At 67.2% G+C, this 22795-nt stretch carries 19 protein-coding genes; 7 read left to right on the top strand and 12 right to left on the bottom strand.

Annotated elements, in window-relative coordinates; genetic code table 11:
- Positions 1-565 precede the first annotated feature (565 nt).
- Complete coding sequence (locus C5B97_RS05705) at positions 566-1837, top strand: Fic family protein (RefSeq protein ID WP_104311162.1); 1272 nt, start codon at positions 566-568, stop codon at positions 1835-1837.
- Between the two features lie 166 nt (positions 1838-2003).
- Positions 2004-3371, top strand: a complete 1368-nt coding sequence (locus C5B97_RS05710) for an APC family permease (protein WP_104311163.1) — start codon at positions 2004-2006, stop codon at positions 3369-3371.
- A 31-nt stretch (positions 3372-3402) separates the two neighbouring features.
- On the opposite strand, the gene C5B97_RS05715 is transcribed toward C5B97_RS05710, so the two are convergent.
- The 12 genes from C5B97_RS05715 to C5B97_RS05775 form a co-directional block, all read right to left on the bottom strand.
- Complete coding sequence (locus tag C5B97_RS05715) at positions 3403-3837, bottom strand: hypothetical protein (protein WP_104311164.1); 435 nt, start codon at positions 3835-3837, stop codon at positions 3403-3405.
- Positions 3838-3897: 60 nt separating this feature from the next.
- Positions 3898-4362 carry a hypothetical protein gene (locus C5B97_RS05720; RefSeq protein WP_104311165.1) on the bottom strand — a complete coding sequence of 155 codons (465 nt, stop codon included), beginning with the start codon at positions 4360-4362 and terminating at the stop codon, positions 3898-3900.
- A 324-nt stretch (positions 4363-4686) separates the two neighbouring features.
- Positions 4687-6318, bottom strand: coding sequence for a fucose isomerase (locus C5B97_RS05730; protein ID WP_104311167.1), 1632 nt, complete (start codon positions 6316-6318; stop codon positions 4687-4689).
- Between the two features lie 33 nt (positions 6319-6351).
- Positions 6352-7854, bottom strand: a complete 1503-nt coding sequence (locus C5B97_RS05735) for an FGGY-family carbohydrate kinase (protein ID WP_104311168.1) — start codon at positions 7852-7854, stop codon at positions 6352-6354.
- Positions 7855-7944: 90 nt separating this feature from the next.
- The gene (locus C5B97_RS05740; RefSeq protein WP_104311169.1) at positions 7945-8928 is read right to left on the bottom strand and encodes a LacI family DNA-binding transcriptional regulator; all 984 of its coding nucleotides are present in this window, start codon (positions 8926-8928) and stop codon (positions 7945-7947) included.
- 141 nt (positions 8929-9069) lie between these two features.
- A complete protein-coding gene (locus tag C5B97_RS05745) occupies positions 9070-10608 on the bottom strand; it encodes a sialidase family protein (protein ID WP_104311170.1) in 1539 nt (512 codons plus the stop codon).
- 33 nt (positions 10609-10641) lie between these two features.
- A complete protein-coding gene (locus C5B97_RS05750) occupies positions 10642-11508 on the bottom strand; it encodes a dihydrodipicolinate synthase family protein (RefSeq protein ID WP_104311171.1) in 867 nt (288 codons plus the stop codon).
- Positions 11509-11579: 71 nt separating this feature from the next.
- Positions 11580-12842 (bottom strand): ABC transporter substrate-binding protein, encoded by a 1263-nt coding sequence (locus tag C5B97_RS05755; protein WP_104311172.1) that lies wholly within the window; start codon positions 12840-12842, stop codon positions 11580-11582.
- A 66-nt stretch (positions 12843-12908) separates the two neighbouring features.
- The gene (locus tag C5B97_RS05760; RefSeq protein WP_104311173.1) at positions 12909-15593 is read right to left on the bottom strand and encodes an alpha-L-rhamnosidase; all 2685 of its coding nucleotides are present in this window, start codon (positions 15591-15593) and stop codon (positions 12909-12911) included.
- Positions 15590-16411, bottom strand: a complete 822-nt coding sequence (locus tag C5B97_RS05765) for a carbohydrate ABC transporter permease (RefSeq protein WP_104251358.1) — start codon at positions 16409-16411, stop codon at positions 15590-15592. The genes C5B97_RS05760 and C5B97_RS05765 overlap by 4 nt, the downstream gene beginning before the upstream one ends.
- Entirely contained in the window at positions 16411-17376 is a 966-nt protein-coding gene (locus tag C5B97_RS05770) for a carbohydrate ABC transporter permease (protein ID WP_219819767.1), read from the bottom strand. Before C5B97_RS05770 ends, C5B97_RS05765 begins: the two co-directional genes overlap by 1 nt.
- Positions 17373-18053, bottom strand: a complete 681-nt coding sequence (locus C5B97_RS05775) for a GntR family transcriptional regulator (RefSeq protein ID WP_258068038.1) — start codon at positions 18051-18053, stop codon at positions 17373-17375. Before C5B97_RS05775 ends, C5B97_RS05770 begins: the two co-directional genes overlap by 4 nt.
- Positions 18054-18194: 141 nt before the next feature.
- Between C5B97_RS05775 and C5B97_RS05780 the strand changes: the two genes are divergently transcribed.
- The 5 genes from C5B97_RS05780 (at position 18195) to C5B97_RS05800 (ending at position 22469) form a co-directional block, all read left to right on the top strand.
- Complete coding sequence (locus tag C5B97_RS05780; protein ID WP_104311175.1) at positions 18195-19148, top strand: ADP-ribosylglycohydrolase family protein; 954 nt, start codon at positions 18195-18197, stop codon at positions 19146-19148.
- Between the two features lie 137 nt (positions 19149-19285).
- Entirely contained in the window at positions 19286-19870 is a 585-nt protein-coding gene (locus C5B97_RS05785; RefSeq protein ID WP_104311176.1) for a hypothetical protein, read from the top strand.
- A gap of 63 nt (positions 19871-19933) precedes the next feature.
- Complete coding sequence (locus C5B97_RS05790) at positions 19934-21022, top strand: PLP-dependent cysteine synthase family protein (protein WP_219819768.1); 1089 nt, start codon at positions 19934-19936, stop codon at positions 21020-21022.
- Between the two features lie 71 nt (positions 21023-21093).
- Complete coding sequence (locus tag C5B97_RS05795) at positions 21094-21687, top strand: TetR/AcrR family transcriptional regulator (protein ID WP_104311177.1); 594 nt, start codon at positions 21094-21096, stop codon at positions 21685-21687.
- Positions 21684-22469 carry an SDR family oxidoreductase gene (locus tag C5B97_RS05800; RefSeq protein WP_104311178.1) on the top strand — a complete coding sequence of 262 codons (786 nt, stop codon included), beginning with the start codon at positions 21684-21686 and terminating at the stop codon, positions 22467-22469. Before C5B97_RS05795 ends, C5B97_RS05800 begins: the two co-directional genes overlap by 4 nt.
- The last annotated feature ends 326 nt before the right edge of the window (positions 22470-22795 follow it).

A 22795-nucleotide genomic window follows, 5' to 3' on the forward strand; every position in this document is an offset into this window, starting at 1 on the left:
ATCGCGATAGCGGCCGCTGCGCCCACCTCCGTGGTCGCCGCGGACTTTCCATTCATCTTCGGCGTCCCTGGCGCCGTCGGGGCACCGCTCATGGTGCTTGTCGCCACCGCGATCCTGCTGCTCTTCTCGGTCGGCTACGCGTGGATGACCCCGCGAGAACGAGACTTTGGCGCCTTCTTGCTCGCACGTCGACCGCCGGCTTGGGCGCTGCCTGGGGCTGGTAACGCATCCATTGCGCTGCTCTTCTCCGTGCTGCTCACCGTGTCGATGACCTGCTACCTCTGTGTGCTCGTCTCCGGGCGCGAGCTCAAGACGCTTGTGGCACACGGTCGCGACTTTGGCGCCAACCGTGGTGTCGATCACGGTTGGGTGCCTGCACCACCTCTGCGGTCAAGCGCCGTTGAGTCGCGAAACGCGGGGCGGACGCGGGTGCCCTGCCGACCATTGACCTGCGGCCGCCCGGACCTTCCCGAACGTAACCTTGAACACAGTGTCGTGAGCTTTAACTTTAAATACTCTAAAGTTAAAAAACTACACGTGCGCCAAAGCGAGGAGAGGGGCCCCGATGGTCTACATCGACCGCATCTGGGAGCCTCAGGACACCTTCGGCGTGAGCCGGAAGGACCGCGCGGGCGGCAAGTACCGCGCATTCGTCCCCGACGAGCTCAACCCCGATCTCGCTCCACTCTCCGCAGCAGCTGAACGCGCCGCGGAGGGCGCGCTCCAGGCGCTCACTCGCGCAGACGAGCGCGTAGGAACAAAGGGTCAATTCCTCAACCACCTGCTCATTCGATCCGAGAGCATCTCCTCGTCCTGGATCGAAGGAAACCGCGTCACGCCCAAGCGTCTGGCGATCGCCGAGCTCTTGCGCCAAGGCAAGCCCGTCGCGCTCGACGTGGTCGCCAACGTGCGCGCCACGGAGGACGCGATCGCCGCCCTCGCCGACCACACGCGACCCATCCAGGTCGCCGACATCGAGGCGCTCCAGCACACGATCGAACCGGGCCTCACGCTCGGCATCCGCACCGAGCAGAACTGGGTAGGCGGCCCGGGCTACTCACCTCTGCGCGCCGACTTCGTCCCGCCGCCCGAAAGTGAAGTGGGTCGCCTCATCGGCAACCTGGCCGAATTCGTGACCGCCACCGAAGGGAATCCCGTCGTGCGCGCCGCCATCGCGCACGCGCAGTTCGAGACGATTCACCCGTTCGTTGACGGCAACGGGCGCACCGGTCGTGCCCTCATCCACACCGTCCTCAAGCGTGCAGATGCCCTCCGCAACATCCTCATCCCCATCAGCACGGTCTTCGCAGGCGCAAAGAACGCGTACATCGACGGGCTCACCGAGTATCGATCAGGACGCGTCGACGAATGGGTCATCGCCTTCTCTGAAGCCGCGGAGCTTGCCGCCGCCAACGCAGTTCGTCTCGCGGACGACGTGCAACGACTCGACGCCGAGACCCTCGAGCAGCTCATCGAATGGCGCACGCAGCGGCGGCTATCGCCCGCGCGGCCCAGACGCGACGCTGTCGCGCTGCGCATCCTCGGTCGGCTGGCAATCGAACCTGTCCTCACTGCCGATTCTGTTGCCACCGCCCACGGCGTCTCCAACGTCGCCGCCCATAAGGCGCTGACGCGGCTCGGCGAGGCCGGGGTGCTCTCCCGCAACACGGACCACAAGGGGCGCGTCGTCTGCTGGAGCGCAGACCGACACCTGGCACTCGTCGCGCTCACCGAACGCAGCAACCGGGTCGGCGGCGCCGACACCGCCGGACGGACTCCACCTCGCGGGCCGGACGCCCCGGATCGCAGTGTCCTCGGGAACCTCAGAGGCGACTAACGCGTCCTTTCTTTACTGCATCCGTGCGTCACGGTGTCGGAAGAGAACGAACTCCAGCCCGGCTGCTCGGCTCCGGGCATCCGGGGGCCCGCCACCCCACTAAAGTTCAGGGGTACCCGCGCGAGCCCACCCCCTTCTCCGGCTCGCCCGAGAAGAGGACACCCCCTTGACGCAGACACTCACCCGCAAGCTCGGCGTGCCCGGAATCGTGTTCATGGTGATCGCGGCGGCCGCGCCCATCACCGTGGTCGCCGCGAACTTCCCGATCATCTTCGGCGTCTCCGGCTCCGTCGGGGCGCCGCTCATGGTGCTCGTCGCCACCGCGATCCTGCTGCTCTTCTCCGTCGGCTACGCGTGGATGACCCCGCACGTGCCCGACGCTGGCGCCTTCTACTCCTACGTGGACCGCGGTCTCGGGCGGCGCCTCGGGCTGGGCACCGCATCCATCGCTCTGCTCTCCTACGTGCTGCTCACCGTGTCGATGACCTGCTACCTGGGCGTGCAGGCCGGCAACCTCTTCGAGCTGTGGACTGGGATGCAGGTGCCCTGGTGGCTCATCTCCGCCCTCATGATCGCGATCGTTGGGTTCCTCGGCTACCGCAACATCGACCTCTCCGCGAAGGTGCTCGGCGTCGTCCTCGTGCTCGAGGTCGTCGCGGTCATCGTCATCGACGTGGGCGTCCTCGCGTCCGGGCGCGAGCTCACGACGCTGCCGTTCAGCGTCAGCGAGGCCGTCTCCGGCACGCCCGGCCTCGGCCTGCTGTTCGCGTTCCTCGGCTTCTTCGGCTTCGAGGCGACGGCCGTCTTCCGCAACGAGGCTCGTGACCCGGAGCGCACCGTGCCCCGCGCCACCTACATCGCCGTCATTGCGGTCGGCGCCCTCTACTTCGTGTCGTCGTGGCTCGTCATCGCCGGCCTCGGTGCCGACGACGCGGTCGCCCTCTCGAACGAGGACCCAGCAGGTGTCGTCGTCGGACTCGCAGGCGACGTGGTCGCACCGATCATGGCCGACATCGTGCAGGTGCTCGTCGTGACGAGCATGTTCGCGTGCATGCTCGCGTTCCACAACATCGTCACCCGCTACCTGTTCACGCTGGGGGAGCGGGACGTGCTGCCGCGCACCCTCGCCGCCGTGCACCCGAAGCACTCTGCGCCGTCGCGCGCGTCCCTGTGGGTCACCATCATCACCGCAGTCGTGGTCGTCGTCTCCGCGCTCGCGCAGCTCGACCCGGTGCTGCAGATCTACACCTGGTACTCCGGAGCTGGCGCGGTGGGCGTCATCGTCATGATGACCCTCGCGAGCTTCGCCGTCGTCGCCTTCCGCGCTCGCCTGAAGCGGGATGCTGCCGAAGGGACGGCCTCGTCGTGGGTCACGGTCGCGTCGCTGGCCGGCGGCATCGGACTTGTCCTCGTGCTGGTGATCGCGATCTGGAACTTCCCCTTCCTCGTCGGCGGAGTGGTTGCGGCGATCATCTGGGGTGTCGTGCTGGCCGGGTTCTTCGCGGTCGGCACGCTGCTGCCGGGCAAGCGCTGAGGCTCGCCCGCGTAGCTGCTTGCTCTCCTGACTACTCGCCCTCGTAGCGAACCGCAGAGTCGAGACACTCCGCAGTCGTGCCGACTCCCTCAAGCGCGCACCCGCCGTCGATGAGCGAGCGCGAACCGATCGGCTCCGTGAGCTGGACAGTGACCGGAACTGCGTTGTTGCCCGGGCATGTTTGAAGGCCTGAGATCGGGACAACGTCGACGCGAATGATGATCTGCTCCGCCTCGTACGTGACCTGCGGTTCAAGAACCTCACCGGTCTCGCCCCCGGAGCAATCAAGTCGAGTGACCTCGATGTGCAGCTGCTCGCTGGAACTCGAGACCGCGGTCGGGTCGGAGAGGTGCCACGTCGCGGGATCACCCGTATTCGTGAGGAAGGCCAGCTGCTGGCAACCGGCAAGCACACCCACGGCGGCACTCGCGAGGAGCAGGGAACCCACGATTCGGCACGGCGTCATGAACATATTCTGGCGGAAGCAGCCGGTTGCCGGGCCTGCCCCGCCCGGCTCTCGTTCTCGCTAGTGACCTTCAACGTGTGGCCAGAAACGGAGCCGCCACTCGAAGTTGGGCTCACTCGCCGACTCGACATCCCAGTCGGCGTTGGATTCGCGCCCGCAGACTTCGACGTTGTAGCCGACCTCCTCGAAGGCGAGGGGCAACGGCGTCGCGTCCACCGTGGCGGATTCCAACCAAACACCTGGTTCAGTCCGAACGTTCAACGCCTCAAGCGACACCTGGTCCCAGTCTCTTGAGTCCTGCGGCGGGACCCCCGACCAGATTTCCACGCGGAACTTCGCCTGGAAGTTCCACTGCTGTGGGCTCACAACGACGATTGCATTGCCGTCTCCGGCGCAAGGAGGTTGCGAGAGCGCGGCCTCGAGCAACGGCATCGGGTCCAGGAACGGTGCGCAGCAGATGTAGAACTGGCCGTAGTCGATGGCTTGCGTCACCGTGGCGCACTGGAGTCTCTCGGATGTCTGCACGCTAGGAGGCTAGGCGAAGGGCGTCGCCGCGGTCCTGCCCATCACGGGCGTAGGCGCCGATTCGGTCTTCGACTTCGTCGGCCTCGGCCCGGTCACGCAGCAGGCACTCCAGCTGGTCGCGCCCGGCGGAGGGTTCTACCTCTACCTGCAGGGTCGGTTCGAGCTCGACGCCCTCGTCTCCAGCGAGATCACACTCGCCGACGTGCAGGACGGATACGCGTCGCTCAAGAATCCAGAGATCGCGCGTGTCGTCGTCACCGGCCTGAGCTGACGCGACTGCGGGCGGCGGGGCAACCCGCCCGCCGCCCGCGCCCCGCGCCACCGCTAGAGATTCACCGCCCCTAGGACGTGCACCTTGATGCCCATGTCCGCGAACATTGCAGCCTTCGCGGTGAGCGCCTTGTCGGCGATCGCCGCGTCGGGGGCGTACGCCAACTGCACGTGGTTCGCCTTGTGGCGGGCCATGAACTGGTTCCGGGAGATGCCGTGCAGCACCACGTGAGCGATCGGCCACTCTGGGTTCGTCGCCTCCTTGCGGCGCTTCGTCTCCTCGGCTGGCAGCTCGACGACTGATCCGCGGAAGATATCGGCCTGCAGGATGCCCTCCGCGATGTAGACGCGACTCAGGACGACCTCGCCCGGCTTCGAGCATCCATTGATCGTCGCGCCACCGGCAGGGAAGAACACCGGATCCTGACGCCACGCCTCCGCGTTCGACCAGCCGCCCAAGTGCGAGCCAGGAACCGAGCCGGAGATCTCGTAGACCCACACGAACTGCCCGTCGAAGTCCTCGCCCCAACGCACATCGTGCAAGGTGTTGTCCGGCAGAAGATCCATTGCGCGCCACACCCGGTCAGTCACGAGCGCGTCGACGGCGACGCCTTCGTCTGCTTCGTTGAAGTGCGGGAACGCGCGCCCCTCGTGCAGCACGCGGGCACCGTTGCGCGAGCGCACGGGTGGCCGATCGGTCGAGTTCAGCAGCCCCTCCGCAAGGTCGGAGGCCGGCACCAGATCCTTCAATCCCTGCTGGTACTGGATGCCCAACGCGTCCAACCCGAAGTCATCCGCGATACGCAGCGCGGCGATGTACATCTTCAGCTGCCACTGCACCTGCTCCCGCGTCAGCTGCGTCGCGTCGTCAGCACCGAACCGGAAGTGGAGGCCCTGGTCTACGAGCCACGCGAACGCTTCGTCCGCATCCGCATCTCCGACCTTCAGCATCTCCGCGTACAGCGCCGACTGCGACAGTCGCTCCTTGTAGATGCCCGTCCTGTTGAGTAGCTCGTCGTCGATGATCGCGTTGTACATGCCCATGCAACCCTCGTCGAAGACGCCGATGATCGCCTTCTCCGAGGCGAGCTTCGCCGCCAGCGCCTCGCCAACAGCTCGCTCCGCGCTCACCGGCATGTCCCGCTGGGGATGCACGTGCGAGTCGTCGTGCGCGATCACCCCGGACTGGGTCCACGATCGCAGTCCATCCAGGAACCACTCGTCAGCGAAATCGACGGACCACAGCGTCGAGTATTCGGTGCCCATCTTCGTGAGCGACGCGTTCAGCCCTAGCAGCCCGACGAGTCCCGGCCACTCACCGCTGAAATTCGCGACCGTCAGAATCGGCCCCCGATGGGTGCGCAACCCCGCGAGCACATGATGCGAGTACTGCCAGACCGCTTCAGCGACGATCAGTGGGGCGTCCACTGGGATGTGTTTGAACACGTCGAGCCCCATTCGCTGGCTCGAGATGAACCCGTGGCCGGTCTTCGGGTCGACTTCATTGGCCCGCTGCACGTGCCAGCCAAGGTTCTCCAGCGCGCGAGTCACGCCGTGCTCGAGTTCCAGTTGCGCCGGCCAGCCCGCGATGTTCGCGGACTCGCGCAGGTCGCCAGATGAGATGAGGTACGCGGTCTTCGGGGCCGTAGCTGGGCGGGGGGACAGAGTGGGAAGCGTGTAGGTCACGGGTCTCCGATCAGAGGGGGGTGGATGCGGCGCTCAGCTGTGAGCGCCGCGGTGCAGTGCTGCGAGTTCGTGGACGACGGACTTCGAGTCCCCGTAGAAGCGCAGGTAGAGCTCGAAGAGTCCGTCGTAGAAGTCCTTCAGAGCCGGGTTCGGGGTGATCACCTCGGTGGGCGGATTCCAGTCAGTGATGCTGGGCAGGCCGTCTTCGCCCGCCGCACGGGCGAACGCGCGCGCCGCGAGGAACGCGGACCCGTAGCTGGCGCCGATCGTCGCCGATGGCACCTCCTGTGGAAGCCCGCAGACATCGGAGACGGTCTGCAGCCACAGCCGTCCCTGCGTTCCACCGCCCACGGCAACGATCCGCTGCAGGGCAGCGCCCGCCTCCCGCATCGTCTCGATGTTGTGGCGAACGCCGAAAGCTGTCGCCTCCAGTGCCGCGCGGTACAGGTCGCCGCGGGTGTGCTCGAGTGTCAGCCCGGCGATGACGCCGCGAGCTTGCGGGTCCTGGATGGGGGTACGCTCGCCCGCGAAGTAGGGGAGCGTCAGCAGCCCGTTCGCACCAGGGCCCGAGGCGGCCGCCTCCTCGAGGAGCTGCGGGTACTCGGCGCCCGTGAGGTTCCGCAGCCACGCCGTCAGCGCGCCTGAGGTTGCGAGCCCACCGGCGAGATTGCGAGTGCCAGGGACGGTGCCGACGGTGGTCCACATCGACGGTGAGCGGTGCGTCTCGTCCGTCGTGGCGATGAGGAACATCGTCGTGCCGTACATGACCATCAAGTCGCCGACCTCGAGCGCGCCGACGCTGGCCGCCTCAGCCCAAGCGTCGATCGTGCCGGTGATGACCGGGATTCCCGGAGCGAGGTGCGTCTCGGCGGCCGCCTCGGCGGTGATGACTCCGGCGACGTCACCTGCCCACGCGAGCCGTGGCCGCTCGAGTGAGCCAGCGTAGCGGTCCCACCACTCCGCGTGCCAGCGCTCGGCCTCGATGTCATAGAGCGGTGACACCTGGCTCGCCGAATGGTGGTCGAGGCAGTACTCACCGGTCAGCTTTCGCACGAGCCATGAGGCAGGCATGAACAGACGCCGCGCCCGCGACCAACGCTCCGGTTCCGACTCCGCTATCCACGCGATCTTCGGGCCGCCCGCCTGTGAGCTGAGCACCGAGCCGCCGACCGCGGTGATGGCCCCTTCCCCGAGCTCTCGCGTCATCCGGGCAACCTGTTCCGAGGCGCGGGTGTCGATGCCGTAGAGAATCGCCGGGCGCACCGGACGGTCGTCGTCGTCGGCGAGGAGCACGCACGGTCCCATGCCGCTGACGCCGACAGCGTCGACGACAACGCCGGGGAGGGAGGCGACCAGCTCCCGCGCTATGTCGGAGAACTCCGACCACCAGATGTCGGCGTCCATCTCAACCCACCCGGTGCGGGGTCGGTCGACCTCATGCTCGCGCACCGCCTGCGCGACGATGGTGCCGTCGCTGGCGACGAGCACGCCCTTGCTGCTCGACGTGCCGATGTCGACTCCGAGTGTGTAACCCATGGGCGGTACCTCCAGGTTTCGAAAGATGTGGCAGTGCAATCGATTACAAATTGGTGGGGAAAGAGAGGCGGGCAGGCCGTTGGTCGCAGGTCAGTCGCGAGCTGCGGCGGCCCGTTGGACGGTGTGAGGCAGCACGACCGTCTGAATCGGGCGCTCATCTCCGGCGATCCGCTCGATGAGCAGGCGCGCGGCCACGCTGCCCATCTCCTGGGCGGCGAGCCGCACGATCGTCACGGCGCTGGGTGAGATCGTGCTGAACGGCAGCGAGCCGATGACGGCGACGCCGAAGGTCGGCGGCATGAGGCCTCTCTCGCCGAGCACCTGAAGCGCTCCGACGCCGATGAGATTGTTGCCCGCGACGATTGCATCCGGTGGTTTCGGCAGATCGAGCAGCGCACTCATCGAGGCGCGGCCGCCGTCGACGTGGAACGTCGAGAACCGGAGGAGGTCCTCGTCGACCGATGACGGTGACGCCTCGAGTACGGCGCGCCAGCCCTCGGCCCGCTCGAACGCCGTATCGATGTCCTGCGGGCCGGCGATGTGCGCGATGCGCGAGAACCCCGCCGCGAGCAGCTCCTTCGTCGCGGCGGCCCCCGCTGCCCGGTTGTCCATCACGACGAGATCGAGATCGTGCGCCGTCCGTCGGTCGACGATCACGACAGGGCGGCTCGTGGAGAGGATCTCATCGAGCCTGGTCGACGCCGAGGCAGGGGCAATGATGACCCCCGCCATCGACTCCCATCCGCTGACTTGCAGATAGCGCGCCTCCTTATCGAGGCGGCCGTCGGAATTGCAGAGCACGACGGAGTAGCCAGCCTCCGACGCGACGTCCTCGACCCCACGGACCATCTCGGTGAAGTAGGGGTTCTGCACGTCAGGGATGATGAGCGCGATCGTCTCGGACTCCCGTCGGCGTAGGTTGCGCGCCACTCGATTCGGCGTGAAGTTCAGTTCCTTCGCGGCGGACCTGACCGCTTCGGCTTTCGGTGTGGAGACGCTCGCTCCGTTGAACACACGCGAGACCGTGGCCGTCGAGACACCGGCGAGTTTCGCGACGTCATAGATCGTCGACATGTCAGCACAGTAATCGATTTCGCGAGGGTGGCACGAAGACAGCGGACGCGGCGTTCGAGTTCGCCGGGCCGGCCTGCGCACCCAAGAGGTGCGCGTGCGCAGGCCGCCCGACTCCATGTGTTCCGCTCCTCGTCGTTCCGGTTACTCGCTGCTCGCGGCCTTGCGGCGGCGGAGCAAGAGCGCCGCAGCGCCGATGAGGACAAGAGCGAGCGCGGAGGCGGCTCCCAGCCAGGGAACCTCGCCGCCGGTCGTCGCGAGCGAGTCGGTCCCGCCGGCTGTCGCGCTGCCGGTCGACGAGGGCGTGGCCGTCGTCACGGGCGCAGCGGTAGCTGACGTGGTGGCCGTCGGCGTGGCCGTCGCCTCAGCGTCGGTCGGGACGGGGACAACCGGAGTATCCGTGGGGGTCGTCGTCGGTGCCGTGGTCGCCGATGCCGTCGGCGTGGGAGTGACACCCGGGGTCGCACCGAGCTCGAGGTCGGCAAGCGGGATGCGCGAGAACTCGACGTCCTCCTTGTTGGTGCCATAGGAGACGTAGAGCGAGTCGCCCCAGACGAGGCTCTTCTGGTAGCTGTAGCCCGGGTTCTTGGACTTGCCCTCATAGCGCTTCGGCTGCAGGTCGGCCGAGTCGCGGATCACGAAGCCCTGGTCGAAGGTCACACCGTCGGCGCTCAGCACGATGACGAGCGGGTAGCGGGTCTTCGTGCCGGTCAGGCTCCCCGTCAGGTACGCGGTGCCGTCGGGCAGGTTGCCCGCGCTCTGCTTCGTTCGCGAATCAGGCACGTTCGTGACGACGGCCTGAGACCACGTCTCGCCGTTGTCCTCGCTCTTCGAGGCGAGCTTGAACATCGTGCTGCCGCCCTGGTCGCGGAAGGTCATGAAGATGGATCCGTCTGCCGCGACGTGCCAGCTCGGCTCCAGCTCGCGCGACATCTCGTTCTCGAGGTAGGGCTGGTTCTCGAACTCACCCTGAGTCCAGCCGCTCACGCCGGTGGGGTCGTCCGTGTAGTACGGCTTCACGTGGAGGCCTGGCTGGACATGGAATGCGGTCAGCAGGCGGCCGCTCGGCAGGGCTTTGACGTCCTGCTCGATGATGCCGAGCACCGGCTCGCCGGCCTCGTCCGTCACACGCTTCGGCTCCGACCAGGTGACACCGTCGGTGCTGGAGACGTACTCGGTGTACCCGCCGCGAGGTTCGAGCGCTGCCGGCCAGACGTTCAGGTACGCGATGAGCGTCTCTCCGTCTGTCCACCAGCCGCCGTTCGACGTGTACCCGTCGTCGCGGGGTTCGGTGAGGGGGATCGGTGCGGACCACTCGCTGCCGTTGTCGCTCACGCTGTACGTGACGATCGTCTCGGGGGCGTCCTCGTCGAGCGCCGACGACTGCCACTGCGCGTAGAGGCGGTCCTTGAACGGCATGAGCACCGTCCCGTGGTTGAACTTCGCGTCGTCGTCGCCAGGCTCGAAGATGGTCACGGTCTCGGCGTTCTCTGCCTGGGGGAGGCCGAGCGCATTCAGATCCGTGGTGTCGATCAGGCCTTCGGTGACGCCGATCGTGGTCGGTGGCTCGGTGGTGTCCGCGAGGGCTGGGCCCACGGCGATACCTGCGGTGAGCGCGAACGCGCTGAGCAGAGAGCCGCCGATCAAGACAGGGGCGCGGTGCCGGGTTTGGGGGAGCGTCATTGCAACCTTCCTTTCGGTGTGGGGATCGTGCTTCTAGTGGAACCGCGCGACTGCGCGGCGGAGGCGTGCGACGGTGACCTCATCCGGTTCCTGGATGGGCATGCGTCGACCACCTACGTTGTGGCCCGCAAGGCGATGCACTGCACGCATCCGGGCTGGAGAGCCGTCAATCGCCGCGACGGCTTCGTCGATGTCGGGTTGGATGCTCGCAATGCGTGCCTCGTCTCCGTCGATCAGCGCGTCCCGCATCCGCACGAACGGGCGGGAGAAGGCGGAGGCCACCCCGGAGATGACACCGTCGGCACCGGCGGCACCCGCGCGCGCGAAGTCGCCGTCGGAGCCCGTGTAGATCCGGAACTCCTCGGGAAGCTCGCTTCGGAACGAGGTGATGAGCCCGAGCGCCTCACCGCTCACCTTGACGCCGACTACCCCGGGCAGGGTGCTGAGGCGAAGCAGCAGCTCCTGGTCGACGGGGATCCCGGTCCGCGCCTCGAACATGTACACGTAGACGTCGAGCCCGTCGGCCTCGGTGACCACATCGCGGAAGAAGCTGTACACCTCGTCTGGGTGGGCGGGCAGGTAATACGGCGTCAGGACTGCGATTTCCTTGGCGCCCGCCGCACGCGCGCCGGCGATGAGCTGCGTGACCTCATAACGGCTCGCTGCTCCGACGTGCACGATGACGCGGATATCGGTCAGCACTTCGACCGAGAGTCGCGCGACGGCGTTGCGCTCCTCGATCGAGAGCGCCGGGAACTCTCCCGTCGTGCCGAGTACAAGCGCACCCTGTACGCCGGATGCTGCGACGTAGTCGAGGATGCGTCGGCACGCGGCGAGATCGAGCCCGTCGCTTTCGTCGAAGGCGAGGGGGACTGCGGTGATGATGTCGTGCGAGGACATGGGTCGCTTTCTGCTGAGGGGGTATGGCCGGGCTCCGGACGCGATCGCTGATCGCGTCCGGAGTCTTGGGGTCAACTGGAGTACGCCTGATCCATCGACTGGAGCACCGCGTCGGGGTCGGCCTGGCCGGAGAACAGCTGCTGGGTGCCGATGAACAGCGCCGACTGCGCCTTGGCGTTCGGCCAGCCCTGGTCTGGCATCGGTGCGGTCTCGCCCGAATCGATGACATCGGCGGCGCCCTGGAGCACGGGGTCGAGCTCGACATCGGTGTTCGTCACGGCGGGGAGGCCGGGTGCTGTGTCGAACCAGACGCTTGTTGCCTCCGGCGTCGCAAGCCAGTCGACGAACTCCAGCGCGTTCGCCTTGTTGGCTGCTCCCTCGTTGACGGCGAAGGCGACACCGATGCCGCGCGGGATGGCCGTCGTGCCCGAGTCATCGCCGGGGAGGGCGAAGAAGCCGAACTCGGTGCCCTCCGGTGACGCGGATGCGAGCTGCGGGTACGAGGCGAGCACCTGCACGACACCGACCGCTTCGCCGGTGGCCACGAGGTTGTACGAGGCGGTGACGTCGGTGCCGAGGGGATCCTCGTTGAAGCAGCCGGCCTCATCCATCTCGAGGTACTTGTCGAAGGCGGACTTCCAGCCGGAATCCGCGAAGGTGGCGGAGCCGTCTGCGAGGCTCGCATCGAATTCGGGAGTCTCGCCGTAGACCGTGTTCGCGACGAGTGCGTACGGGATGAGCTGCGTCACCCAATCGGTCTGGATGCCCAGCGCGAACGCGACCTTGCCTTGCGCCTTCACATCCGCGCAGTAGTCGAGCAGCTCCGTATAGGTCGTCGGAGCTTCGAGGCCGAGCTCGCTCAAGGTCGCGGTGTTGTAGATCGCCCCGACGGCGTCGAGCTTCGACGGAAGGCCGTAGGTGCCTCCATCGATCTGCAGCGTCTCAGCCGTGCCCGGGTCGACGGTGCCCACCCAGTCGCGATCGGAGAGATCCGCGAGGTAGCCGGCGCCCTGCAGGACATCGATGGCGCCGGGGTTTCCGCCACCGGCCCAGACGGTGAAGACGTCAGGAGCGGTTCCGCTAGAGAGCTGCGTTCGCAACGTCGTCTGGTACTGCGAGGTGTCGGCGACCGTGACGTTGACTTCGATTCCGGTCTTCTCCTCGTAGGCGGCGACAACCGCCTCCATGGGAGCTTGGTTATTCGAGGTGGTGGCGATGTTGAGAGCGTCAGTTGGCTCCATCGAACCCTCGGCGGGTGCGGAGTTCGAGCAGCCCGCGAGGACGAGGGCAGCGATGCTGACACCGGCGACAGCGGCGATGTTGCGCATTTTCATGGTTATGGGTCTCCAGAGAAGGCCGAAACGAAATCAGCCTGAGAGGGGGAGGGGAGGGGGCCGACGTCAGTCGACGGGGAACTGCAATGAGTAGGTGCCCGGTTCGAGCTGCAGCGTCGTGCACGCCGAGCCGAGCTCGGTCACGGTGATGCCCGTGGACCGGCTGATCTCGATACCTCCTTCCGTGATCGTCGAATCGGATGTGCAGGGAAGCTGTGCGGTAGCGGCGGGCCCCGGCGGAACCGTGACCTGCCAGGTGATCCCGTTCGAATCCCGTTTCCAGGAGCTCTCGACTCGACCTCGTGGTGTCTCGAGGGCACCGGTCGCGTGATCAAGATGGGGGTCGAATCGTGGCGCGAGCGCCAGCTGCCGGAACCCGGCCGAGGTCTCGGACTGGCGTATGCCGAGGATCCCGGAGAGGAACCACTCGCCGACCGAGCCGAGCGAGTAGTGGTTGAAGCTGTTCATCCGTGCCGATTGGAAGCCACCTTCTGAGCTCCAGCCGTCCCAGCGTTCCCAGATCGTGGTCGCCCCGTTCTTGACGGAGTAGAGCCAGGACGGGTACTGCTCGTTGTGCAGCAGCTGGAAGGCGAGATCCTCACGGCCGATCTCGGCGAGGATCGGACAGAGCAGGCCAACCGTGACGAACCCCGCCGTCAGCGTCGTGCCCGCGCGGACGACAGCTTCCACGAGCCTGTTTGCGATGCGCGCACGCTCGGCCTCGTCGGCGTGGAGGTCGAAGGCGAGCGTCAGGAGATAGGCACCCTGAGTGTCGCCGGCGACGGTTCCGTCGGCTTCGACGAACTCGTTCCGGTAGGCCTCGACGATGCGGGCGTGCAGCGACTCGAGCTCATCGGCCTCTTCCGTCCGGCCGAGCACTCGCAGGGAGCGCGCCGTCAGATCTGTGCTGTACGCGAAGTACGCCGTGGCCAGGAGATCCTTGCGAGTCTCCGCCCCGACCTGCAGCCAGTCGCCGTAGTTGTTGCCTACCTGGTTTCGCCAGATGAGGTCCGTGTTGTGCCGCTCGATGTGCCGGACCCAGGCGATCATCGACTCTGCCGATTCCCGCAGGATGACGTCGTCGCCGGTCGCCCGGTAGATGTTCCAGGGAATGGTGACGCCGCCGTCACCCCAAGCGGGGGCTCCTTCCCGGAGGTGGATGAGGTGCGGCGCGATGTCGGGGAACGCCCCGTCGTCGCTCTGCGCGCTCCGCACATCCCGCATCCATCGGCGAAGCAGAGGCGCGACATCGGCGATGGCGAGAGCTGTCGGCGCGAAGACCTGCGCGTCTGCGAGCCAGCCGAGGCGTTCGTCGCGTTGCGGGCAGTCGGTGGGAATGGAGACGAAGTTGCCGCGCAGCCCCCATTCGATGTTCCGGAAGAGCCTGTCCAGGGCCGGGCTCGACGAGGCGAACTCGCCGATGATGTCGAAGCCGTTGTGGAGGACGACAGCCGAGATGTCGGCAGGATCGAGGTCGCCGTCCAGGCCTTGGACTTCGGCGAACCGGAAGCCGTGGAGTGTGAAGCGTGGCTCGAACGTCTGCTCAGCGGCCCCGTTGGTCCAGAACACGTCGACTGGCTCCGCGGTTCGGAGATTGGCCGTGTACAGCTCCCCGGCGTCCAGGACTTCGGCGTGGTTCAGCTGGATGCGCGTGCCGGCAGCCTGTCCTCGCACGGTCAGTGACACGCGGCCGACCAGATTCTGTCCGAAGTCGACGATGTGCCGCCTCGGCTCACGTTCCGTGACCGACACTGCCGGCAGCGTCAGGGTCCGCCGGACCCCGGGGTCGACCTCCGGCGTGAGCTTCGAGTGGTCGTGGTCGACGACGACAGCATTCGACCACCCCTCGAGATCGCTTCCGGGAAGATGCCAGTCAGGTTCTTCATGCCTTGAGTCCTCGTACTGGCCCATGAGCTGGTCCGCGTAGATGATCTCGCTCGGAGCCTCGCGCCAGGAGTCGTCGGTGGCGATGACACTGCGGCCGCCGTCCTCGGCATCGAGCATGAGCTGCACGAGCAGCGCAGGCTCCTTGCCGTAGTGCTGAGCCTGGTGTCGGCGATCTGTGCCGATGAAGCCGACGTACCAGCCGTCGCCGAGGAGGGCGGCGATGCTGTTCTGGCCGACTCGGAGCAGTCCAGAGACGTCCCAGGATTGGTACGTGATGCGGTCGCGGTACTCGGTCCAGCCGGGCGCGAGCTCGTCGGTGCCGACTCTCGTGCCGTTCACGTAGAGACGGTAGATGCCGCGGGCTGACGCGTGAACTCTTGCGGACTCTGGAACCGCGTCGAGCTGGAAGTGGCGGACGAAGCGCCGAACCTGCTGCAGCTTGTTGACGGTGAAGCTGATGTCCGTGTCCTGCGGCGGCACGGCGGTCTTCCGGAACACAGGGTTCTTGCCGATCCAGGCGGCGCTCCACTCATCCGGATGCACGATGCCGGTGGCGAAGCGACTCGTCGTCGTGGAGGTCTCGCCCGTCGCATCCTCGATGTCGAGCGTCCATTCGTAGGCGGCGGAGCTTGACAGCGGGTAACCGCGATACCGAGCCGCGGTCGTCTCGATCGTCTCGACGCGCCCCGATTCCCAGACTCGCACCCGCCCACCGGGCAGCAGTGCGTCGACACGGATGCGGTAGGCCAGCTGCCGCGAGCCGCGGTCGGCCGAGCGGAGTCGCCACGAGAATGTGGGGGAGGTGACGATGCCCTGCGGCTCGCGCTGGCCGTCGACGCTGAGGTCGTACGCTGCCACGCTCATCCCTTCAGCCCTCCTGCGAAGCCCTTGATGATCTGCTTCTGCATGAGGAAGTAGACCGTCAGCACGGGCAGGACGCTGATGATGAGGCCCGCGAAGACGACGGGCCAGTTGGAGACGAACTGCCCGACGAACGCGAAGAGCGCGACGGGGACTGTCTGCTGGGGCGTGCCGCTGAGGTACAGGAGCGGCACCAAGAAGTCGTTCCAGATGGTGATGGCGTTGAGGATGATCACGGTGCCGGTGATCGGGCGGAGCAAGGGGAAGACGATGCTCACGAAGGTGCGAACTGGGCCGGCCCCGTCGATGGCGGCGGCCTCCTCATAGTCTCGATCAAGGGTTCGGAGGAAGCCCGTGTAGAGGAAGACGGAGAACGGCACCTGGCTGCCCGTGTAGAAGAGGATGAGCGAGAAGAGAGAGCCGAGCAGGCCGAGGTCCCTCATCGTCTGGTAGAGCGGAATCAGCGCCACCTGGAACGGGATCATCATGCCGACGAGGACCACCCAGAAGAGGGCAGTGGAGAGCTTGGACAGCACTCGTGCGAGCGGGTACGCGGCCATGGCGGAGATCGCGACGATGAGCACGACGCTCGTGACCGTCACGATCGCACTGTTGAGCAGCGCCGACGCGAGTCCCGCCTGGTTCCAGGCCTCGATGAAGTTCCCGAACGTGGGCTGGGTTGGTGGGAGCAGCGGAGATGATGTGTCGCCGGATGGGCGGAGCGCCATGTTGACGAGGATGTAGACGGGGAAGACGAAGACCACCGCGAGGGCGAGCATGACGACTTCACGGGCGAAGGTCGCCTTGGAGTATCGGAACATCAGCTGTTCGCCTTCCTGGACAGACGCTGCTGGCCGACGGAGAAGATCGCGACGACGACGGCGAGCACAAGCGCCATGGAGATGCCGTAGCCGAACTCGTTGAACTGGAAGGCCGACTTGTAGAGCAACGTCGACAGAGTCTCGGTCGACCCACCCGGGCCGCCGGCGGTCAGCACGAACACCTCGGTGAACATCTTGAGCCCGCCGATGATCGTCAGCATGATGTTGATGGCGAGCGCCGGACCGAGCAGGGGACGAGTGACGTACCAGAAGCGCTGCCAGGCGCCGGCGCCGTCGATCGCGGCTGCCTCGTTGACCTCCTGGGGGATGGACTGCAGGCCAGCCAGGTAGATCACCATCGAGTAGCCGGCGTGCTGCCACACGATCATCCCGATGACCGAGACGGACGCCCAGAAGGGATCGCCGAGCCAGCTCGGGGCACTTTCTCCGAGGCCCACCCCGCCGAGCAGGGCGTTGACGGCCCCGTCGGGTGCCAGGAGGAACTTCCAGAGGTAGGCGACGACAACTGGTGTGATGACGACGGGTGCGAAGAAGAGGACGCGGAGGAAGTTCTGCGACTTGAGTCCGCTGTTGACGCCGAGCGCGAGCAGGAGGCCGATCAGGTTCTGCAGTACCGTGACCGCGAGGGCGAAGATCAGCGTCATCTTCAGCGCATCGAGTGAACTCTGCGTCGTGAAGATGCGCACGAAGTTGTCGATGCCCACGAAGTCGTAGGACTGGGAGAGGCCGTCCCAGTTGGTGAACGCGAGGACGGCGCCGCGGAGCGAAGGTGCCACGACGGCGAACCCGTAGAAGACCAGCGCCGGGATGGCGAAGACGAGCAGCGTCTTCGAGCGACCGACCGCCACGAACTTCCGCTTGGGGGCGCTCGCGGGCAGGGGCTCAGCCACGGTATCGGGGGTGCTCGCCGGGAGCGTCGCCACCGTGGTGTCGGGGGCGCTCACGACGCGATCTCGTTCTGAGGTCCGTCTGCGAGCAGTCGCACTGCGTGCGCCATGCGTGTGCGTGCGCCATCGAGGTGTTCGCGCAGCTCGGACTCGAGTTCCTTCGAATCCCCCAGCTCGATCAGGTCGACGAGTCGGCCGTGGTCGAGTGCTGATGGACGCAGGTCCACGTCCTCCTCCACGGTGAGCTGCATGAGGCTCGCGAAGACGGACTCGTGAGCGACCCAGACGTCCTGGAGACGGCGGTTGCCGCCCATGACGTAGAGCAGCGCATGGAAGCGCATGTCGGCTTCCGCGAAATCATCCGCCGCCGATTTCTCGGCGTGGTTCACCATCTCGGCCACGATCTCCCGGGCCTCCGCGATCTGCGTGGGGGTGACGTGCTCGATCGCGCGGAGGCAGGCCGTGATCTCGATCGATTCGCGCAGCTCATAGAGGTCGTTGATGTCGTCCTGGGTGAGGCCGACGACGAAGAAACCGCGGCGACGCGACTCGACCAACCCCTGGGCTTCGAGGAGTCGAAGGGCATCTCTCACCGGTCCGCGACTCACGTCGTGTTCCTGCGCGAGCGCATCCTCAACGAGGTGCGTACCTGGCTGTCGCTGGCGGCGCACGATCTGGTCGCGCAGCACTGCAGCGAGCTGTTCGCCGAGGGCTGGCGCTCGGGTGGGCTTCATCGTCACAACGTCACTCCTTCATGGACCGTTAACGATTGACAGTTAACTGCAACCGATTACAAGAGTCAAGAGGCTCGAGCAAACGAGAGCCAAGACGCCTCGGTTCAGCGTCGGACGTGCCGGAGGGGGCAGACTTCGGGCATGCCCTTCACCCCGCCCCAGCTCGACCGCGCACGCGGCGCCGTCCTCGCATCCGCCGTCGGCGACGCCCTCGGCTCGCAGTACGAGTTCGGGCCGCCGCTCTCGGATGCGACGCCCGTCTCCTACGGCGTCGGCGTGTTTGGCCACGGGGTCGGCGAGTGGACCGACGACACCTCCATGGCCATGCCGATCCTTCAGGCCCTCGCCGCGGGGGAGTCGCTGAACGACGCTCACGTGCTCGCGCAGATCGTCGTCGCCTGGCGCGAGTGGGCCCGGGATGCGAAAGACGTCGGAGCGCAGACGCGCACCGTGCTGTCCGCCCTCGAAGGCGACGTCACAGAAGACCGAGCCCGCGACGCGGCGCGCGACGTCCACACGCGCGCTGGTCGAAGCGGCGGCAACGGCGCCCTCATGCGCACCGGCCCCGTCGCCCTCGGCTACCTCGCCGACGGCCAAGAGCGTGACCTCGTCGACGCCGCCACCCGCATCGCGCAGCTCACCCACTGGGAAGGCGACAACGCCGACGCCTGCGTGCTCTGGTGCCTCAGCATCCGCCACGCCATCCTCACCGGCGAACTCGACGTCCTCGGCCAGCTCAACGCCATCCCCGGCGAACGCCGCGACCGGTGGCGCGGGTTCACCGGGCAAGCGCTCGCGCCCGGCGCGCACCCGCGCGACTTCTCCGAACAGAACGGCTGGGTCGTCCGCGCCTTCCAGGGCGCACTCGCCGCGATCGCCGGCGCGACCTCCGCAGTGGATGCACTCGAACGCGCCGTCCGCGGAGGCAACGACACCGACACCGTAGCCGCCATCGCCGGATCGCTCGCCGGGGCCGTCTTTGGCGCGGACGCCTTGCCGCCAGCCCTCGTCGACCCCGTGCACGGCTGGCCGCGGCTGCACGCCGTCGACCTCATCACGCTCTCCGACTCAGCCGTCACAAAACGGGGCGCCTGACGCATCCGCGTCTCAGCGCACGCGTACGGGGTGCGTCCGCTTGCTGCCGGACATGCGAGCCGACTCCTCGTCCTAGCTGCGCCTGCCGATCGGCCTCGTGGCCGACCGGCTACGAGGCCGACCCGTAGCCTGTCGCCATGTTCTCTGCGCATCCACGACGCCCGGCGGCACTCGCGACCGCGCTGGTCGCCTGCACCGTGCTCAGCGGATGCGGGCCCGCCTACCCGGAGATCCCTCGCGACGCCGAGACCGGCGGGCAGACGCTCGCCGAGCTTGAGGACACCCTCGACGCCATCGAAGGGCTCACCTTCTCCGACGTCGGCGGGTCGGCCCCCAACGTCAAGGGCAACACCGGGTTCGGTGTGAATGTGACCCTGGAGGAGGGGTACCAGCTCGCCGACCCTGGCGCGCTCCTCGTCTTTCTCACCGAATCGGCGTGGTCGGTGCGCGACGACCACATGCCGAACATCGCCATCGAGATCCGCTTCACGGGACCCGCGGACGACGGTATCGACATGACCGCCGTCGGCATCGAGACCGGGTGGGTGCCGAGCGCCTCCTCGACTCCTGGAGTTGCCGACAACGGCTTCACCAGCGTGTCCGTTCCCGTCGCCGACTACGCCACCGAGAAGGGTGTGCCCGAGAACGCGGTGCGACTCGGGCCGTGGCCCGGCGACGTACCCGAGGTCCCGGCCGGGATGGTCGTCGAACGCCGAGACTGACCGACGCGCCGACCCCGCAGGCCGCGGGGAAGCATCCGGCCGCTCGCGTCGCATACTGGATCGGTGGCACACGCAACCGAGACCCCAGACCGACGCCAGTGGATTCGCGAGGCGATCCGCGTGCTCGAGGCCGACGCCAACCGCAGCGCCGACACGCACCTCCACGTCTTCCCGCTTCCGCCGGAGTGGGGCATCGACCTGTATCTGAAGGACGAGTCGGTGCACCCGACGGGCTCGCTGAAGCACCGCCTGGCTCGCTCCCTCATCCTCTACGCCATCGTGAACGGGCAGGTCGGCCCGAGCACGACGCTCGTCGAGGCGTCGAGCGGGTCGACCGCCGTGTCGGAGTCGTACTTCGCGCGGATGCTCGGGCTGCCGTTCGTCACCGTCGTGCCCCGCACCACGAGCCCCGAGAAGATCGAGCTCATCGAGTTCTACGGCGGCCGCTGCCACATGGTCGACGAGCCCCTCCACGTGTACTCCGAGGCGGAACGGCTCGCCGACGAGCTCGACGGGCACTACCTCGACCAGTTCACCAACGCCGAACGTGCCACCGACTGGCGAGGCAACAACAACATCGCGAAGAGCGTCTACTCGCAGATGACGCTGGAACGCTTCCCTGTCCCCAGCTGGATCGTGGTCAGCGCCGGCACCGGCGGCACCTCCGCGACCTTCGGCCGCTACGCCAGGTACTGCGGGCACGACACCCGTCTGGCCGTCGTGGACCCGGAAGGCTCGGCGTTCTACGAGGCCTGGAAGACCGGAGACCGCAGCCACGCGACCGGTCGGGGCTCGAAGATCGAGGGCATCGGCCGCCCGCGCGTCGAGCCTTCGTTCATCGAGACGGTCATCGACGACATGATCCAGGTGCCGGACGCCGCCTCCGTCGCCGCGATCCGCGTCCTCCGTGAGCGCACCCAGCACTGGGCGGGCGGATCCACCGGGACGAACCTCGTGGGCGCCTTCCAGATCATCGCGCGGATGCTCGCCGCCGGTGAGAAGGGCAGTGTCGTCACCCTCATCTGCGACGGGGGAGCCCGCTACGCGAACACCTACTACGACGACGCCTGGGTTGCGGCGCGGGGTTGGGACCTCGAACCCCACCTCGACCGGATGCATTCGTTCCTCGACACGGGCAAGTGGAACGACTGAGGCCAACTCGAACCTGCACCACACGTCGTCCACTTTCTGGACAACAGTCCGAAACTTGCTAGGCTCGTCGTGTGCCAACGACCGCCACGCCCCGCTCGCCTGACCCTCGCCCCGCCCGGACGCAGGCCGCGATCGTCGCCGCCGTCGAGGAGCTCTCAGCTCGTGGCGAAGAGGTCACGGTGCCGGCGATCGTCGCCGAAGCCGGCGTCAGCCGCTCAACCTTCTACGCGCAGTTCCGCGACCTCGACGCGCTCGCCGTCCGCATCCTCACCGAGGTCTTCACGCAGATCGAGGAACTCGACCTGAGTTTGCGCGCGTCCGCGACCCCCATCGAGACCGCCCGGGCGACGACCTCGCAGCTCGTCGCCGAATTCGCGAAGCGCCGCACGCTCTACGCAGGGGTGTTCGGCAGCCGCACGACCACGGAAGCGGCCCGGGCCGTCCGCGCGGCCTTCGCCGAGCAGGCCCTCGGCACGATGCGGCTCACCGTTCCCGTAGGCCTCGACCCGGAGGTCGCCGCCGAGTACGTCGCGGGCGGCAGCCTCGCCGTCATCACGGCCTGGCTGCTCAGCGACACCCCAGAACCCACCGAACGCGTGCAGCAACAGCTGCTCGCGCTTCTCCCCGCCTGGCTCATCAACGACGATAAGGACACCTCCTCATGACCCGCACCTACGTAGTCACCGGCTCCGCCTCCGGCATCGGGAAGGTCACCGCCGAGAAGCTCCGTGCCGACGGGCACACCGTGATCGGCGTCGACCTCAAGAACGCCGACATCAACGCCGACCTCACCACCGCCGAGGGCCGGGCCGAGCTTGTCACCCGCGCCGAGGAGCTCAGCGGCGGCGTGGTCGATGGCGTGCTCGCCATCGCGGGCCTCGTCATCCCGGCTCCGGTCACCGTCGCTGTGAACCATTTCGGCGCCGTCGCCACACTTGAGGGCCTCCGCCCGCTGCTCGCGAAGTCCGACGCGCCCCGCGCAGCCGTCGTCGCATCCCTCGCCGCCCTCGAGGAGGTCGACCAGCAGCTCCTCGACCTCATCGAGTCGGGCGACGAAGCTGCCGCGCTCGCCTACGCCGACTCGCTCGGTGCCACCGCCAACGCGGCGGGCTCTTCGGTGCTCTACACAACCTCGAAGCTGTCGATCGCCCGCTGGGTTCGGAAGAACGCCCCCACCGCCGAGTGGGCGAAAGCTGGCATCGCGCTCAACGCCGTCGCGCCCGGCGTCATCCTCACCCCGATGACCGCGGCCGCACTCGATACCGAGGAAGGCCGCGCGGCAATGGATGCGGGTGCCCCGGCACCATACGGCGGCCCGGCCGCCGACCCCATCCAGGTCTCGAACCTGCTCGCGTGGCTCACCAGCGTGGACAACGGCTGCGTCACCGGGCAGATCATCTTCATCGACGGGGGAGCGGAGAGCATCCGCCGGCCCGAGCAGGTCTAGCGAGCCGGGCCGTCTCTTCGGAGTATGCCGGCCGGCGGCGGAGTCTTGCCGTCGGTCGGTCCGTAGGTCCTCGGTGTCATACGACCTTCTTGACCACGCTCGACTTCAGCTGCATCTGCCCGAACGCTTCGGACTCTGGTGATGCGGCGCAAAGTATCGCGTCACCGAGGTAATAGGTATCGAGCTTTAGGCGCGGTGGCTATCCTCGCTAGCAAATACCGTGGCTCCTGCTTCAGAGAGCGCGGAAAGTGAGGCGCTCGGTCCGTGGCGAGCTTTCCGTGGGTAATTTCAATGACATTGACGGTGGAGTCGCCAATCTGACCAGT

The sequence above is a fragment of the Pseudoclavibacter sp. RFBB5 genome (assembly GCF_002931555.1).
In the GTDB taxonomy this organism is placed as follows: Bacteria; Actinomycetota; Actinomycetes; order Actinomycetales; family Microbacteriaceae; genus Pseudoclavibacter.